Source organism: Rhodomicrobium lacus (assembly GCF_003992725.1).
Classification (GTDB): Bacteria; Pseudomonadota; Alphaproteobacteria; order Rhizobiales; family Rhodomicrobiaceae; genus Rhodomicrobium; species Rhodomicrobium lacus.
The window spans coordinates 812766-829840 of sequence record NZ_RZNF01000012.1 but is presented as its reverse complement, the minus strand read 5'-3'; the positions used below and the strand labels follow the sequence as shown (position 1 = coordinate 829840).

Here is a 17075-nt window from a genome sequence, read left to right as displayed (position 1 = left end):
CTGCGCGCAACGGATTTTTTTGGGGGGACACGCCCAGGTCGAGACCTGCGTGAGCGTGTCGGTCAGACTTTTCGCTCGGGCGGCACGAGGCACCGGGCGTCCCCGTCCCATCGCCACGGCGCGAGCGACGTGATGCGAACGCCGCCGATGGCGCGGTCAATGCGTCGATGCTGCAAGGCGTCCGCTTGGCCGGAAAGCACCGAAACACCCAGATGCGTGAGCGAAAGCCGCGAGGAAAAATAGGCGTCGCGTGCGTCTTCCGGCAGACCCGGCGAGAAGGCGCGGCCGTTAAACCCGGCGATGAACGGGGCGGAGGTATCGCCCAGCGCATCCAGCAGGCAATAAAAGCTCCAGTCGCCCATGAACAGCGCCACCTCGCTTTCGCGATAGGCCTCGTAGATATCGGACGGATGCCGGACGCCGTCGTGGATCAGCGAGAGGATGGTCGCTTCCGTGCGTGAGAGACCGGTGCGACGATCGGGCATTTCTTCGAGGAGTCGCAAGATCGCGAGGCGCAGGAACGGCAGTACGTGCGTGCTGAGACGCAGCAGGTTCGCCCAGGCCCCCGGCGATTGGGAGCGGAACGCGCTCCATGCGAGCCGCGCGAGCGCGAAATGCGCGTCGGTAGCCGGTTCCTTGAGGTGGAGGTGCTGCTTCAGGCCACGCTGCGTCTCGGTGCCGATATAGCGCCCGGACTGTATGAGCGACACGCCCTCGCGCCGGCCTTCGCCCGCGAGAAAATCGAGCACCTGAACGAGCTGCAGCTGGTCGTAGAGATCGTGCTCGAACCAGAGCACGATTTCCCCAAATTCGGCATGCCTGCGCAAGACGTCGTCGCGAGCGCGGAACGCCGCGCGAAGCTCCTCTTCCGAGGTCCAGCCGCGCTCTGCCAGAAAGCGCGCGCGAACGTCGGAAAGCTCGGCAAGCGGCAGCGCGGGGACCGGCCCTTCATACAGAATATCGCGCCACGGCAGAATCTCCCCCTCGACGCGGGCTTCTCGCATGCGCGCCACCGCCTCGTCGCCGTTGGTGATGATCAGCCGATCTCTCATAAGGAATTTTTAGCCGCGCCCACGATAGGGCGCAACGCCCTGATCTGGCACCCAGAGCCCGTGCGGAAGGTCGCCAACAGCAAAAAACACGTCGATGGGGATGCCGCCTCTGGGATACCAGTAACCGCCGATCCGCAGCCAATGCGGGTTCAGCGTTGCATCGAGCCGCTTGGCGATGGCGACGGTGCAATCTTCGTGGAACGCGCCGTGATTGCGGAACGAACCGAGATAAAGCTTCAGCGACTTCGACTCCACAAGCAGGTCGCGAGGAACATAGTCGATCACGAGATGCGCGAAATCCGGCTGGCCCGTGACGGGGCAAAGCGACGTGAATTCCGGCGCGGTGAAGCGCACGACATAGAGCGAACCGGGATGCGGGTTTGGCACGGTTTCAAGCGCCGCCTCGTCCGGCGACGCGGGCAGGTCGGCGCGCTGTCCGAGTTGTGTCAGGCGAACCGTTGGATCGTTCATGCGACTGTCTCCGTGTATGATCGGGCTGTCCGGGCGCCTCGTAACCCGCACGATTGGTCTCACTGGTGCCATATCCTCTTCCACCGCGCAAACGGCGCCTCGGCCATGCAACCGTGAGTTTTCGGCGCCATCCGGAAAGCCCGATTCCGCAAGTCCCCTCTCGGGCATGAGGAAGCTTGTGATCGTCCCGCCACAGTCGCTTCATAAAATGGCCATCCCGCCGCGTTTCAGTCTGCGCCCATCGAACGCCAGGACCGCTTGGCGGTCGCGTTCGTCCCTGAGTACAGAGTTCATGCGCCGCTTTCTCGTTCCGTTCCTTATCGTTGCGCTTCTCCTTCCGGCGCATGCCGCTCCGCCGCCCGCGAACGGGAACTGGCCCGAGGCCGGTCAACGCTGGATCAAAAAATACCGCGCCAAGCCCGAGCCGTTGGCGGTCCCTGCCGTTATCCAGATGCTGAGCCGTTCCGGCGCGCTGAAGGAGCCGGATTCCTCCGGGCTCTATGTCGGCTTTCTGGCAGGCGTGCTCAACGCGAACCCGAGCAAGGCGCAGGCCATCATCGAGAAGACGCTGCCTCTGCCCTTCGAGGATCAATGGCTCGTGATCCGGGCCGTCGCCTATTCGCAGATCCCCGACTGGCGCAACCACATGAGCGTGCTCGCCGCTCGCCTGCCCGATCGGCGCGTGATGGCCGAGCGCTATCTTTCGGGAGAATTGCCGACATTGAACCAGATCGCCCTCGAACCCTACAAGCCGGGTACGGTGGAGAAGGTTCAAAGCTTCTTCAATGGCGACATGTTCTTCAAGGACAAGGAAAAGGAAAAAGAAGACAGGAAGCGGCAGATCACCTTCGCCTCCAACGCCGAGTTGATCGATACGCTGTGGGGCATCTACTTCGCCACGGGCCGCGAGGGCCCGATCGCTCAGATCGTGACGCTGCTGCCATGGTCGAAAGAGCGCGACAGCGTCGACAAGCTCACCATCGGCAGCATGGCCCGCTTCACGCTGGCCTCGAACGCGGCGCGCGACGCGGACCTTCTGCGGGTGCTGAAGGCCCTGCAGGAGCGGCAGCCGAAAAAGGTGAAACCCATCCTCGCCGAAGTGATCGAAGCGGCGGAACTCGCGGACACGGCGCGGCTCGGCAAGGACGCGCTTGCAGCGCTGGATGAATTGAAGCGCAAGGGGCCCGGCTCGACGCGCGACCTTCTGACATGGGGTTCCGTCGGTCAGGCGGCGATGTCGGCGGGGTGTCTCGGCCTTGCGGTGGCGAGCGTCGGAACGGCGGGCATTCCCTGCGTCGTCGGCGGCGCGCTTTCGACCGGCGCGCTGCGCTACATCGGCAGCTCAGGCGGCGCGGAATAGTGGCTTCGCAGAGGAGGGCGTGCGCGGCCGAAGCGTATCAGGAAACCCGCCTCTCACTTTTTTCCGCGTTTTGCAGCTGTGCAGCTGTAGCGTCTTTCACCTGGAGATCGCAGGCATCAGCAAGGACGCTTGCACGCTGAAGACCGGAAGCGCCGCGACACAGACGCTTCGCCGCCACCATCCGAACCCCGGCGGCTCAAGAAGCTTCTCGGCGGGGTGACGAGATGATCGGGATTGCCCCTGCGCGCTCGAAAAGCGGCCGAAAGCAGCGCGGTGAGTTGCGAATTCTGCGGCGTGAAGGTAATGCCGCCGGGTCGTGGCCGGAAGCCGCGCTTCTGCTCGACATCTCATCGCCAGCGCGCCTTATGGAGAGCGCAAGCTGAAACTCGCCAAAGCAATTCGCTCGCTTCTCGCTGGGTTGCAGAACGATGCAAGTGCCCAGCGCGCATCTGGAGATTTACGCTCTCCCCGTTTCGGCGAGCTTGAGCGCGACATGCCGAAGGCGCGCGGGCGCAACCGCTTTGAGGAGCCCGCCGATTAATCTGCGCGCAACGCTTCATGCGCTTGCCGTGGATTTCCTTCACCGTGACGACACAGTGACGATTTTTTGAGAGGAAGACTACGCGATTTGTCGCCTAAGCCCTTGATCGCGTTGGTGGGCGCACAAGGATTCGAACCTTGGACCCGCTGATTAAGAGTCAGCTGCTCTACCAACTGAGCTATGCGCCCGCTCCGTCGCGGTTCGTGTTCTATAATGCGTCGGAAGCCGGATGTCTACCTGCTTTGCGTCAATTTCGCATTTCCTTCACACGTGCTCCGGCTTCGTGATCGGCGCCTGCGGCGGTGTGCGCGGCCCCGGCAATGCCGTGATGGCGCGACGCGGATCGGTGCCCTGCGGAATGACTTCGGGCGCAAGCGCGCCGAGCGATACGTAAATCTTCAAAAGGTCGTCCACCTTCATGTCGTGCACGGGTGTGATGGCGCTGTCGGAAACAAAAACGAGGCCGCCCGACATTGGGATTGGCGCAGCCGGCAAGTAGACAAGCCTGCGGCGCTCCCCGGCGATGGTGAAAAGCTGCTGGCTTGCGAGCAGTGCGAGGATGTCGACGCCCTGTGCGCCTTCCCCGAAAAAGCGGCACGAAACCACGCTCATGCCCGACAGGTCGCCCGGTGCGCCGGACCTGTCCGTTGCGAGGCGAACCACGCGCGAGACCGGGCTATAAATCGAGCGTATGAGCGGCACCCGAGAGAACAAGCTGTCCAGATAGTTCTGGATGATGCTTTTGGCGCGCGTTTTCACGATCAGGCCGAGAAGCCAGATGCCGATGAGCGCGATGCCGATGCCGAGCCAGAACGCGAGCGTGTCCTGGCTGCCGCCGATCAGATAATTGCCCCCGCGCGTGAAAAGATCGCCGAGCACCGTGCCGGGGCCGATGGCGCCGCGCACGAAATTGATGATCCACGCAACGATGAAGACTGTGAGGACGATCGGGAGAAGAAACAGCAGGCCCGCCAGAAACGAACCGATCACGCTGGTCCTCCACACACGGGAGATCCAGTTCAGCATGCGCGTCACTCCTTCGTCCAACGGGCTGTTCATGCGGCTTCATCGGTTTCGGTGCAGCCTAGTATACCGCGAACACATAACCCATGCGTACCGTTTGTTGGTGGCAAAAATAGAGGGACGCTGCAACGCGGAAGGCGCTGCGGTAGCAGCATTCTCGCGCTGCACGGCCGGGGCCCCTCAATACCGCGCGAGCAGCGCCCCCGCCCCTTTGGTGAAAACTGTCGCCGCTTCGTGGCATGCCGACGCCTGCGTGCTATATCTCATTCATGCCAACGAGTCGTCTGAACATCGCCGCAGCCATCGCCGCATCGAATGCGCTAGCGCCCGAACCCCCTTATCTCAAGGGCCTGAACACCGAGCAGCGCGAGGCCGTCGAACGGCTCGACGGGCCTGTGCTGGTGCTCGCGGGCGCCGGGACCGGCAAGACCCGCGTGCTCACGACGCGCATGGCGCATCTTTTGTGGACGCACCGCGCGCGGCCCAATGAAATTCTCGCCGTCACCTTCACCAACAAGGCGGCGCGCGAGATGAAGGAGCGCGTCGGCCAGCTTGTCGGCGGGACGGTCGAGGGCATGCCGTGGCTCGGCACGTTCCACTCCATCGGGATGCGCATCCTGCGCCGCCACGCGGAACTCGTCGGTCTCTCGCAGAATTTCACGATCCTCGACGTCGACGATCAGATCCGGCTCTTGAAGCAGATCATTCAGGCGGAGCGGCTCGACGAAAAGCGCTGGCCCGCGCGGCAACTTGCGGGGCTCATCGACGGCTGGAAAAACAAGGGTCTCGTGCCGGAGAAGGTGCCCGCGGGCGATGCGTTTTCCTTCGCGAACGGTCGCGGCATCGAGCTTTACGCCGCCTATCAGAAGCGCCTCAAGGATCTGAACGCCGTCGACTTCGGCGATCTCCTGCTCGAAAACATCCGGTTGTTCCAGGAAAACCCGGATGTCCTGAAGCAATATCACCGCTGGTTCACCTACATCATGGTGGACGAGTACCAGGATACCAATGTCGCGCAATACCTCTGGCTTCGCCTTCTCGCGCAGGGCAATCACAACGTTTGCTGCGTCGGCGACGACGACCAGTCGATTTACGGCTGGCGCGGCGCGGAGGTGGACAACATCCTGCGCTTCGAGCAGGACTTTCCCGGCGCGCACGTCATCCGCCTCGAACAGAATTACCGCTCCACGCCGCACATCCTTGGCGCGGCCTCGAAGCTCATCGCGAACAATGCAGGCCGCCTCGGCAAGACGCTGCGCACCGGCATCGCGGGCGCGGACATGGGCGAAAAGCTCGCCGTGCGCGGCGTCTGGGACGACGACGAGGAAGCGCGGCTTGCCGCCGAGGACATCGACCGCTTTCGCCGCGCGGGCGTGGCGCTGAACGACATCGCGATCCTCGTTCGCGCGAGCTTCCAGATGCGCGCCTTCGAAGACCGCTTCGTGACGATGGGCATGCCGTATCGCGTCATCGGCGGCCCGCGCTTCTACGAGCGGCAGGAAATCAAGGATGCCATCGCCTATCTCGAAGTGCTGCAAAATCCGGCCGCGGATCTTCGTTTCGAGCGCATTGTCAACGTGCCGAAGCGCGGGCTCGGCGAGCAGGCCGTGCAGACCATCTTCGGCCATGCGCGCGCCGAGGGGCTGAGTCTGTTCCACGCCGCGCGGCAGATCACCGAAACCGAAGAACTGAAGCCCGCCGCGCGCCGGTCGCTTCGGGCGCTCACCGATAGCTTCGAGCGCTGGCGCGGCCTCATGGGCGCGATGCCGCACACGGAGCTTGCCGAACTCATCCTCGACGAGTCCGGCTACACCGAGATGTGGCAGAAGGACAAGTCCCCGCAGGCACAGACGCGGCTCGAAAACCTGAAAGAACTCATCCGCTTCATGGATCAGTTCGACAGTCTCGGCGCATTTCTGGAGCACGTTTCGCTCGTGATGGACGCCGATCAGGCCGCCGACGGCGACCGCGTCAGCCTCATGACTCTGCATGGCGCGAAGGGCCTCGAATTCGGCGTCGTTTTCCTGCCCGGCTGGGAGGAAGGGCTGTTCCCGCATCAGCGCGCGCTCGACGAGAACGGGCAGGAGGGGCTGGAGGAAGAACGCCGCCTCGCCTATGTCGGCATCACGCGCGCGAAGCGGCGGCTCATCATCAGCTTCGCGCAGAACCGGCGCGTGCATGGCTCGTGGCAATCGGCGCTGCCGTCGCGCTTCCTCGATGAGCTTGCGGTCGAGCATGCCGAACTCAAGATTGAGAGCGGCGGCTACGGTTATGGGCGTTTCGGCGCGGCGAATGGCGGCTACGGCGCGAGCCGGTTCGACGAGCCGGACGTTTCACCGTTCGATTATGAAGAGCGCGGCACGCCCGGCTGGAAGCGCGCGCAGACGAACTGGCGGAGCGAAGGCGCGGCGAAGAACCGGCAGCGGCCCGTTCCGCGCGAGATCGAGGGCGAGCTTGTGGCGAAGAGCGTCGCGGAGGCGTGCGCGTTCTCGGTCGGCCAGCGCATCTTCCATCAGAAATTCGGCTATGGCCGCGTGACCGAGATCGAGGGCAACAAGCTCACCGTGGATTTCGAAAAAGCCGGGCAGAAGAAGGTTGTCGCGAGTTTCGTGGAGGCGGTTTGATTTATTGATTGGGGGATAGATGCAGACGAATTATGTAGCGCCTTCTATAGACAAAAAGGCATTCAATTGTCCTCACTGTGGGACTTTTGCTGACCAGATGTGGTTTGGCGCCGGAACGCTATTTGTCACTCATTCTGTTCCAAAGCTGCACCGACCGGTCAATCCGAGAATACATGTTTCTGTATTGATGGACGATTATTCTGCAAAAATGTATTTCGCCAATCTCTATGCTAGTCAGTGTGCAAGCTGCCACGACACTGCGCTTTGGCGCGCGGACGAGCTGATATATCCCGCCCAGCGATATGAAATTTCTCCCCACCAAGCGATGCCCGACGACGTCAAGTTGGACTTCGAAGAAGCGCGGAGCATCTTGAATGCCTCACCAAGGGGGGCCGCCGCTCTATTGCGTCTTTGCGTGCAGAAGTTATGCAATCACAAGCTCGGAAAGCAACTCGGAATCAATGAAGCAATTGCCGAGTTGGTGAAGCATGATCTTCGCCGCGACATTCAAAAGGCGCTCGATGTTGTCCGCGTTATCGGAAACGAGGCCGTGCATCCGGGATTAATGAACATCAAGGACGATCGCGAGACAGCGGCTGTACTCTTTGAGCTTGTGAATATAATCGTGGAAGATCTCCTCTATCGCCCGAAGCAAATCGACGAATTATATGCAAAGTTGCCGTCCGCAAAGACGGAAGCCATCGCGGACCGAGATAGGAAATCGCTCAAAAAGGCGTAGGCACCGCGGGATCGGCGACCCTGCTTTCCATAGCCAGCGATCCGCTTGCCCCGTTCCGCTGACGTAGTCGTGTTTCCGCGCGGCGGCGGTTCGCTTTACTCTCCCGAAAAAGGGAGACGAAACGCATGACCGCGACACAGACACCGGACACGCCCGAGCCGCTGCTTCTCACCGAGCGGCGGGGCAACATCTCGATCCTCACCATGAACCGGCCGAGGGCGCGCAACAGCCTTTCGCTCGGCCTCATCGCGGCGCTGCATGACGCCATCGCGGCGGAGGGTTCCAATCGCGAGGTGGCGGCAATCGTGCTCGCGGGCGCGCCGCCAGCGTTCTCAGCCGGGCACGACCTGAAGGAACTCACCGCCCACCGCGCGGATGCGGATCGGGGCCGCGCGTTTTTCGACCAGACGATGAGCGCGTGTGCGGCGCTGATGCAGGCCATCGTGGACTGTCCGAAGCCGGTCATCGCGGCGGTGGGCGGGATCGCGACCGCCGCAGGCTGCCAGCTTGTCGCGAGCTGCGATCTGGCGGTTGCGGGCGACCACGCGCAATTCGCAACACCGGGGGTCAATATCGGTCTTTTCTGCTCCACGCCGATGGTCGCGCTGACGCGCAACGTTTCGCGCAAGGCGGCGATGGAAATGCTGCTGCTCGGCGATATGATCGACGCGGCGCGCGCCAAGGACCTCGGCCTCGTCAACTGGCTGGTGCCGGACGCGGAGGTTCTTCCGGCGGCGCTCGCCGTGGCGCAGAAGATCGCCGCGAAGTCGCCGCTGACGCTGTCTATCGGCAAGAAGGCGTTCTACGCACAAGCCGAGATGCCGCTCGCGGCCGCGTATGATTACACGGCTCAAGTGATGGTGGAAAACATGCTCACGCGCGACGCTGAAGAGGGCATCGGTGCCTTTATAGAAAAGCGTACACCGGAATGGACAGGCTCGTGAGATTTACGGCGTCACGGTGTATGTCGGACGCCCCACGACGCCGTAGATTTATGACGCGCAGATTATATTGGCGCTCACCTTGCCTGCGTCAGATCGATGCCGACTTGACGCGGGCTGATCCACTGCGAAGCACGCCGAGCATCTCGCTTTTGATCGAAGCAAAAGCTCGCTTCATCTTTTTGCTCTGTCGCGCGCCCCGAACCGCTTCACTGTTCCAGACGCGCTCTCGGCTCTTCGATGCACGCCGCGAGTGGCCGCGCTGGGGGTCAACTAAGCCAGAGCTCTGTCACACCTTCGCCGGATTCCTCCGCTGCAGAGAGGCGGACCGAGAGAAAGTCTTCAACGTCGCTGCTTTCCAGCGCGTTTCGTTCCATGACAGGGGTCAGAAGTGTGGGGCGAAAGCCCAGATTCGCTCTGACGTCTGCATTATCGAAGTTCCGCTCAGGCATGGCTCTTTCCAATGTCATCCACGGCCTGCCTATTAACCGGATTCGAGCGGAAATGCATGCGTTGGCTCGGCCAAGAACGCTTCTCGCGGAACGCCGTGGCCCTGAAGTAACAGCTCCGCGCAAGGCTCAGCTGGAATGCGGGGGGGCGAGCTTTTGCCGCCCCCGCATTCAATCAGGCGACGGCCTTGTTCATGCGGTTCTCGATGAGATCGGACACGACGCCAGGTTCAGCGAGTGTCGACGTGTCACCCAGGTTGGAGAAGTCGTCTTCCGCGATCTTGCGCAGGATACGGCGCATGATCTTGCCCGAGCGCGTTTTCGGCAAACCCGGCGCGAACTGGATAAGATCCGGCGTCGCGATCGGTCCGATTTCCTGCCGAACCCAATTGCGCAATTCGGTACGGACCGCCTCGGTCGGCTCGATGCCCTCCATCAGGGTGACGTAGACATAGATGCCCTGACCTTTGAGGCTGTGAGGATACCCCACGCAAGCCGCTTCCGCCACCTTGGGATGAGCCACAAGCGCCGACTCGACCTCCGCCGTACCCATGCGGTGCCCCGCCACGTTGATCACGTCGTCGACGCGGCCGGTGATCCAGTAATAGCCGTCTTCGTCGCGACGGCAGCCGTCGCCGGTAAAGTAGGTGCCGGGATAAGACGAGAAATAGGTCTGCACGAAACGCGTGTGGTCCTTGTAGACGGTGCGCATCTGACCGGGCCACGAATCGGTGATGACAAGGTTGCCCTCGCCGGCGCCTTCGATGTTCTGGCCGTCAGGCGTCACGAGCGCGGGTTTCACGCCGAAGAACGGCAGCGTGGCCGAGCCGGGCTTAAGGGCGATGGCGCCGGGGAGCGCGCTGATGAGAATGCCGCCGGTTTCCGTCTGCCACCAGGTGTCGACGATGGGGCAGCGCTGTTCACCGACGACGTGATAATACCATTCCCAGGCTTCGGGATTGATCGGCTCACCGACGCTCCCCAGCAGTCTTAACGACTTGCGGCTCGTCTTCTTGACGAGTTCGTCGCCGGCGCCCATCAGCGCGCGAATGGCCGTCGGCGCTGTGTAGAACGTGTTCACCTGATGCTTGTCGATGACGTCCCAGAAGCGGGACGCGGTGGGATAATTCGGTACGCCCTCGAACATGACCGTCGTTGCGCCGTTCGCGAGCGGACCGTAGAGAATGTAGCTGTGGCCGGTGACCCATCCCACATCCGCCGTGCACCAGTAGATATCGCCATCCTTGTAATCGAAGATGTACTGATGGGTCAGCGAAGCATAGACGAGGTAGCCGCCGGAAGTGTGAAGCACACCTTTCGGCTGCCCCGTCGAGCCGGACGTATAGAGAATGAACAGTGGGTCTTCCGCGTTGATTTCCTCAGGCGGGCAATCCGCGGACACGGATTCCATTTCTTCCGCCAGCCAGAAATCGCGGCCCGCAGTCCAGCCGACGGGAGAATTGGTGCGTTTCACCACAAGCACGCGTTCCACGCTCGGGCATTTTTCCAGTGCCTTGTCCGCGTTTGCCTTGAGCGCAACCTTGCGACCGCCACGCACGCCCTCGTCCGCCGTGATGACGACGCTCGAATCGCAGTCGACAATGCGGCTCGCAAGACTGTCCGGCGAGAACCCGCCGAAAACGACTGAATGGATCGCGCCGATGCGCGCGCAGGCAAGCATCGCGTAAGCCGCCTCGGGGATCATCGGGAGGTAGATCGTGACACGGTCGCCCTTCTTGACGCCGTGCTTCTTCAGCACGTTGGCGAAGCGGCTGACGCGGTCGTGAAGCTCGCGGTAGGTGATCTTGAGATCCAGGTTCGGCTCGTCGCCTTCCCATATGATGGCGACCTGATCGCCGCGCGTTTCAAGATGGCGATCGATGCAGTTTGCCGCGACGTTCAGCGATCCATCTTCAAACCACTTGATTGAAACGTTATGCGGGTCGTAGGACGTGTTCTTGACCTTCGTGAAGGGCTTGATCCAGTCGATGCGGGCGGCCTGTTCACCCCAGAAGCCTTCGGGATCGCTTACGCTCTGCTCGTAGAGCGCGCGATACTTGTTTTCATCAATATAGGCCGAGCTGCTCCAGGCCTCGGAGACCGGATAAATTTTGCCCGTCATGACGTCCTCCACGATGCGCTTTTTCAGCGCTATTTATGTTTGATTGGCTATCCCAGAGCAAGTTGCGCAAAGGTCGAACACCCGACGGGCAGAGAGCTGTTTCAATTGCATGTGGAGAACCCGCAGACACGGCAGGTGCGGCATCCTTCCTGCGAGATCATCCCCGGCGCCCCGCATTTCGGACAGAGATTCGTCAGAGGGATCCGCGCGCCGTTCTGGACGTCGTCTTGCGGCCCGATAGGGACTTTGAGCCGGTCGGGCTCGGACGGCCCGCCATGAAAGCCGATATGGATGAAATGCCGCTCGACGATATCGCCGATGGCGGCAAGGAGGCTCGGGACGTACCGCCCGTCCATCCACGCGCCACCTCTTGGATCGAAAACCGCCTTGAGCTCCTCGACCACGAACCCCACGTCACCGCCGCGGCGGAAAATGGCGCTGATCATGCGCGTAAGGGCGACCGTCCAGGCGTAGTGCTCAAGGTTTTTGGAGTTGATGAAGATCTCGAAGGGGCGGCGCTCGCCGTCCTCGATGCTGTCGTTGATGGTGACATATATCGCGTGGTCCGAGCCGGGCCATTTCAGCTTGTAGGTGAAGCCCGAAAGCACGGGTTCGCGCGGACGAGGCAACGGTTCAACAGCTTGGACCTCATACGGCGGGGCAGCAGCGAGCGGAAGCGCGGGCTGGGCAGGCGGCTCGCCGATCGCCGCGGGCGCGGAAGCGAGAACCTCCCCCGTCACCGCGTTAGGGCGATATGCGGTGCACCCCTTGAGGCCCAGGCGCCAGGCATCGGCATACAGCATCTCGAAGTCCTCGAACCGGATGGAAGCCGGACAGTTGACCGTCTTGGATATCGAAGCATCGACATGATGCTGAAGCGCGGCCTGCATTTCGATATGTTGAGCGGGCGTCAATTCCCGCGCCGCGACGAAGGCGGGCGGCAGCGGCGCGCTGCCTCGCATTTCGCGGAAGACGCGCACCGCATAATCGTCAACCGTTTCGTGGCGCGCGGAGCCATCGGGCTGAAGGACCCGGCGACTGAATTCGAAATCGAAGATGGGCTCCACGCCGCTCGACACATTGCCTGCGAGAAGCGAAATGGTCCCCGTCGGCGCGATCGAGGTGAGAACGCCGTTGCGGACGCCGTGTTGCCGGATGGCCTTTTGCAGTGACGGCGGAAGCGAGGCGGGGAAGGGCCGCGCCAGGAAGGCATCGGCGTCGAACAGCGAAAACGCGCCCTTCTCCTTCGCAAGTGCGGCGCTCGCCTCGTACGCCAGTTGCGAAATGCGCGCCATCCATGACGCAGCGAGCGCTCGTCCGCTCTCCTCGCCATAATGCGCACCACAGAAAACCAGCGCATCCGCCAGCCCGGTGACGCCAAGGCCAATGCGCCGCTTCGCCTTCGCTTCGCGCTCCTGCGGCGGCAGCGGATAGCGCGAGACGTCGATGATGTTATCGAGAAGGCGCACCGCGACGGGCACGAGCCTTCCAAGGCGCGCCTCGTCAAGCCGGGCCTCGGTTTCAAAGGGCCTTTCGATGAGCGCTGCGAGATTGATCGAGCCGAGTAGGCACGCGCCGTAGGGGGGCAATGGCTGTTCGCCGCATGGATTTGTCGCCGAAATCGTTTCGCACCAGGCAAGGTTGTTCGCGGCGTTGACGCGGTCGATGAAGATCACGCCCGGTTCAGCATAGTCGTAGGCGCTGCGCATGATCTTCAGCCAAAGGCCCCGGGCGCTGACCTCCCGAAACAGGGTGCCTCCGAACATGAGCGGCCAGCGCGCATCCGCCTTGACCGCCTCCATGAAAGCGTCTGTCACGAGTACCGAAAGATTGAAGTTTCTGAGACGCGCCGGGTCGGCCTTCGCTTCTATGAAGGCTTCGATGTCGGGATGATCGCAGCGGAGCGTGCCCATCATGGCGCCGCGACGCGATCCGGCGGACATGATCGTCCTGCACATCGCATCCCACACATCCATGAAGCTGACCGGGCCGGACGCATCCGCGCCCACCCCTTTCACGGGCGCGCCTTTTGGCCGCAGCGTGGAAAAGTCGTGCCCGATGCCGCCGCCCTGCTGAAGCGTCAGCGCGGCCTCGCGAACATGGGTAAAGATCGAGCCCATGTCGTCGCCGATCTCTCCCATGACGAAACAGTTGAACAAGGTGACTTCGCGGCCGGTGCCGGCGCCAGCTAGGATGCGTCCCGCCGGCATGAAGGCGAAATCCGTCATCGCATCGAGAAAGCGCTTCTCCCACTCCTTTCGTCTGGCTTCGGGTTCCGCAGCGGCGGCGGCCCTTGCCACGCGCGCGAAGGTTTCAGCAACGGATCGCTCGGGCTCGCCACCGGCGGGCGAAAAACGATACTTGGCTTCCCATATCTGGCGTGAAATCGGGATCGGCATCGAAGCGTCCAAACTCTGTGACATATACGCGTTATGATCCCCAAATGTTCCCTTTTTGTGCCAAAGTGTCAAGGGCGCCGTGTGGATAAACTTCTAACGAAACTTCAAGGAGCGAAACAAACCATGAAATAGCGGCGCAGAGGCCGCCACCCGCCTTCTGTCGCGTGTCCTTTCGATCCCGACATTTGCCCGGCAAAGGATGCAAACGTCGGGATCGGACCACTAGGCAGACGCCGGACCGCTTTTGATTTCGATCTTCTTCTGCGGCTTTATGTGGTCGTCCTTCTTCGTCAGGGTGACCTTAAGCACACCCTTGTCGAAGGTCGCTTCGACCTTGTCTTCATCGACCGTGTCGGGCAGCCGGACAGTGCGCGTGAAAGAGCCGAAGCTGCGCTCCTTCACATAGTAGTTCTCGTGCTCCTCCGACGTCTCGCTCTTCTTCTCCCCGCTGATGCGAAGCTGACCGTCGTGCACCGTCAGTTGCAGGTCTTTCTCGTCGATGCCCGGCAGATCCGCTTTCACCACGAAGTCCTTGTCCGTCTCCTTCACATCGAAAGACGGCGTCAGCCCGTGACCTGCCGATGCGCGCTGCGGGAAGCCCACCAGTTGCGGCACTCCCGACAGAAAGTTTTCAAAAAGCCGGTCCATTTCGGACCGAAACGATTGAAACGGGTCTCCGTAGCGCGCGGTCGCGGCGCCGCGACCGTTGCTCGAACCTTCGTCAGCCATCGTTTTCTCCTTGTCATGATGTGCTAACATTCCGAGATTGTCCGCCATGGGGCGGGGCTTTTTTCTAATATTTAAATCCGCTCGCGATGTTTCAACCGGAAGGCGCATCATGGCTTTTGCAACCAGCACCCGGCAGGCCGATAACGCCATTCCGGCGAATGAACCGCGAACGCTGGCGCTTGCCGGGGGCCGCAAGCTCGCCTGGGCCGAATATGGGGACCAGTTGGGGGCTCCCGTTTTCGTGTTTCACGGCACGCCCGGTTCGCGGCTCATGTATCGCCTCGCAGACGCGCCCGCGCGAAGGCTCGGCCTTCGCCTCATATCGCCCGACCGCCCGGGCTTCGGTTTCTCCGACTTTCAGTCGAAGAGAAAGCTCGTCGACTGGCCGGGCGATGTCGCGGCTCTCGCGGATCATCTCAACATCGAGCGGTTCGCGGTCGCGGGTGTCTCCGGCGGCGGGCCGTATGCAGCCGCGAGCGCAGCGCTTCTGCCCGAGCGTGTGATCGCCACGGCGCTTGTCAGCCCCGTCGGCCCGCTCTGCCCGCCCGAAGGCCCGCCGACCCTGCCGCGCGGCGAAGCGATCTTCTTCCGCTCCATGCCACAATATGCACTTGCGATGACGGGCGTCTTCTCGTTGAGCCGCGCGCTGTTCAATGCCGCGCCCGACGCCATGTTTCGCGGGCTCATGCGCCGCGCGGGGCCAGCGGACGCCCCGATCCTGTCGCGGCCCGAGGTCAAGGCGAATGTTCTGGCGGGCGTTATCGAGGGCATTCGGCCCGGCATTCGCGGCGTCGTGCAGGAGTTCAGGCTCTTTTCCGAGCCCTGGAATATTTCATTCGAGGCGATCAAGACGCCATTCCTGCTGTGGCAGGGGCTGGCGGACCGGAACGTGCCGGTTTCGGCGGCGTTGCACCTCGGCGCGCTTGTGCCGCAATGCAGGCCCGTGCGGGTTGTCGGCGCTGGCCACTACTGGATTTTCGATCACATGGAAGAGGTTCTCGGCGCGCTCAAAGACAGCATCACCGTTGCTTCATAAGCGGGGAAGGGGCGCCGGATGTTCCCGATCAAGGATTCGATCCGCATCCCCTTCGCGCCGGTGGCAACCTATGGCCTGATCCTCGCCAACGTGCTTGTCTTCTTATACCAGTCGAGCCTCAGTCCAGCCGAGGCGCACGCCTTCGCCATGGAATACGCGCTGATCCCGCGCCGGTATTTCGATCCGGCCTGGGCTGCCTATATGGGCCTCTCGGGCACGGATTACCTGCCTTTCATCTCCGGCACCTTCATGCATGGCGGATGGCTGCACCTCATCATCAACATGTGGTTGCTTTTCGTCTTCGGCTCGTCGCTTGAAGGCCGCGTGGGTCGCTGGCAGTTCCTCTGTTTCTACCTCCTTTGCGGGGTCGCCGCGAGCTACGTACACGCCTGGTTCAACCAGCTTTCGGATGTGCCGACGCTCGGCGCGTCCGGGGCTATCGCGGGCGTGTTCGGCGGCTACGCCACCACATTTCCGCGCGCGCGCCTCACGATCCTGATCCTGATCTTCGTCTTCAGGGTGCCGGCCCTTTTCTTCTGGCTCGTGTGGTTCGGCATTCAGTTTGCTCAGGGATTCACCGACCTGTCGGAGCCGAACACGGGCGGCGGCATTGCGTGGTGGGCGCATATCGGGGGGTTCGTGGCGGGCTTGGCGCTGATTCCGCTCTGGCGGTTCGGCCCGGATCGAACCTATGACGAGTCCCAGCCGCGTTTTCAGCCCCCCGTTGCGACCGCATCGAACGGTGCGCCGCCCTGGAAACCTGGCCCCTGGGGGTAGCCCCTTGCCGGAGCGCGGCGCATGGACGCCTTGCGCGCCTGTCCCCGTTTTGCCACAGTGGCGAAGAAAATTGCGCGTCATGCGAGGTGCCGCACGACGCCATCCCGATAACCCTCAGAGAGATGCGGTTGAGATGACCGAAGAACACCCGATCGAACAAGGCGAGCCCATCGCAGAGACCGCCGAGGAGACCGTTACTCCCTTCGACCCGTACGAGTTCAACGGCGTGAAATATGCGCCCATCACGTTCGCCGAATTCGCCGCGCACACGAAATATTCGCTGTTCGGTGTGCCGCGCTACAAATGGTCCGGCAAGCAGGTCGTCATTCTGTCCACGTTCAGCAAGCGCAACCTCAGTTTTTCGCGCAGGGATTTCGGCCGCCAGGACGACCGCATGGGCGACTTCGCCTATCTGAAGCCGCCGACGGGTGGCGAGGCAGGACCGGCGATTGCGTTTGCCCCCGGTTTCGACGACGCGTCCTGGGCAAAGGCGGGCAAGGATTGGGACGCCTACGCGACGGCGAACGGGCTGACGGACGCGATCCCGCGCCTTTATTTCTACGGAACGGTCATTTTCGACCGGAAGGTTTTCCGCTCGCATTATGTGGCGCTCGACGGCATCCGCTTCGCGGGCGCCCATGCGGGCGATCCTCTGGCAGAAACGTCAAGCGCGGCGGCGTAACTTCTCGCAAGCGCTCTCTACTGCGAAGCCGTTCGTTTCATATGAGACGAACGGCTTCGTTTTTTTACGCTTCCAATCAAACCCTGCATTTCTCGTTCCGCCGGCTTTCGAGCGGATAGCAGACGCTGCA

Annotated in this window: 13 protein-coding genes and 1 tRNA gene; 7 read left to right on the top strand and 7 right to left on the bottom strand. The window is 62.3% G+C overall.

The annotated features are described in order from the left end of the window. Nucleotides 1-62: 62 nt before the first annotated feature. Both EK416_RS13245 and queF read right to left on the bottom strand, forming a co-directional pair. Nucleotides 63-1052: a DUF1835 domain-containing protein gene (locus EK416_RS13245; RefSeq protein WP_127078242.1), complete on the bottom strand. Its 990-nt coding sequence runs from the start codon at nt 1050-1052 to the stop codon at nt 63-65. A 9-nt stretch (nt 1053-1061) separates the two neighbouring features. Further along, on the bottom strand, nt 1062-1523 hold the full coding sequence (queF, locus tag EK416_RS13240; RefSeq protein ID WP_127078240.1) for a preQ(1) synthase: 462 nt from the start codon (nt 1521-1523) through the stop codon (nt 1062-1064). Between the two features lie 292 nt (nt 1524-1815). On the opposite strand from queF, the gene EK416_RS13235 reads away from it, so the two are divergent. Further along, the gene (locus tag EK416_RS13235; RefSeq protein WP_127078238.1) at nt 1816-2883 is read left to right on the top strand and encodes a hypothetical protein; all 1068 of its coding nucleotides are present in this window, start codon (nt 1816-1818) and stop codon (nt 2881-2883) included. Nucleotides 2884-3536: 653 nt separating this feature from the next. On the opposite strand, the gene EK416_RS13230 is transcribed toward EK416_RS13235, so the two are convergent. Both EK416_RS13230 and EK416_RS13225 read right to left on the bottom strand, forming a co-directional pair. Further along, nucleotides 3537-3612: transfer RNA gene (locus tag EK416_RS13230), tRNA-Lys, on the bottom strand. Nucleotides 3613-3688: 76 nt separating this feature from the next. Then, complete coding sequence (locus EK416_RS13225) at nt 3689-4483, bottom strand: DUF502 domain-containing protein (protein ID WP_127078236.1); 795 nt, start codon at nt 4481-4483, stop codon at nt 3689-3691. A 233-nt stretch (nt 4484-4716) separates the two neighbouring features. On the opposite strand from EK416_RS13225, the gene EK416_RS13220 reads away from it, so the two are divergent. The 3 genes from EK416_RS13220 (at nt 4717) to EK416_RS13210 (ending at nt 8754) form a co-directional block, all read left to right on the top strand. Further along, complete coding sequence (locus tag EK416_RS13220) at nt 4717-7071, top strand: ATP-dependent helicase (RefSeq protein ID WP_245434054.1); 2355 nt, start codon at nt 4717-4719, stop codon at nt 7069-7071. A 19-nt stretch (nt 7072-7090) separates the two neighbouring features. Beyond that, on the top strand, nt 7091-7810 hold the full coding sequence (locus EK416_RS13215) for a DUF4145 domain-containing protein (protein WP_127078232.1): 720 nt from the start codon (nt 7091-7093) through the stop codon (nt 7808-7810). 125 nt (nt 7811-7935) lie between these two features. Then, nucleotides 7936-8754, top strand: a complete 819-nt coding sequence (locus EK416_RS13210) for an enoyl-CoA hydratase (RefSeq protein WP_127078230.1) — start codon at nt 7936-7938, stop codon at nt 8752-8754. 621 nt (nt 8755-9375) lie between these two features. Here EK416_RS13210 and acs read toward each other — a convergent pair. The 3 genes from acs to EK416_RS13195 all read right to left on the bottom strand — a co-directional run bounded on the left by acs (nt 9376) and on the right by EK416_RS13195 (nt 14450). Continuing rightward, nucleotides 9376-11322, bottom strand: coding sequence for an acetate--CoA ligase (gene acs / locus EK416_RS13205; RefSeq protein ID WP_127078228.1), 1947 nt, complete (start codon nt 11320-11322; stop codon nt 9376-9378). Nucleotides 11323-11423: 101 nt separating this feature from the next. Further along, nucleotides 11424-13745 carry an adenosylcobalamin-dependent ribonucleoside-diphosphate reductase gene (locus tag EK416_RS13200; RefSeq protein ID WP_164730022.1) on the bottom strand — a complete coding sequence of 774 codons (2322 nt, stop codon included), beginning with the start codon at nt 13743-13745 and terminating at the stop codon, nt 11424-11426. Nucleotides 13746-13943: 198 nt separating this feature from the next. After that, nucleotides 13944-14450 carry an Hsp20/alpha crystallin family protein gene (locus tag EK416_RS13195; protein ID WP_164730021.1) on the bottom strand — a complete coding sequence of 169 codons (507 nt, stop codon included), beginning with the start codon at nt 14448-14450 and terminating at the stop codon, nt 13944-13946. 109 nt (nt 14451-14559) lie between these two features. Between EK416_RS13195 and EK416_RS13190 the strand changes: the two genes are divergently transcribed. The 3 genes from EK416_RS13190 (at nt 14560) to EK416_RS13180 (ending at nt 16945) form a co-directional block, all read left to right on the top strand. Further along, nucleotides 14560-15486 (top strand): alpha/beta fold hydrolase, encoded by a 927-nt coding sequence (locus tag EK416_RS13190; protein ID WP_164730020.1) that lies wholly within the window; start codon nt 14560-14562, stop codon nt 15484-15486. Between the two features lie 18 nt (nt 15487-15504). After that, nucleotides 15505-16263, top strand: coding sequence for a rhomboid family intramembrane serine protease (locus EK416_RS13185; RefSeq protein ID WP_127078222.1), 759 nt, complete (start codon nt 15505-15507; stop codon nt 16261-16263). A gap of 133 nt (nt 16264-16396) precedes the next feature. Continuing rightward, nucleotides 16397-16945: a hypothetical protein gene (locus EK416_RS13180; protein ID WP_127078220.1), complete on the top strand. Its 549-nt coding sequence runs from the start codon at nt 16397-16399 to the stop codon at nt 16943-16945. Nucleotides 16946-17075: the final 130 nt, after the last annotated feature.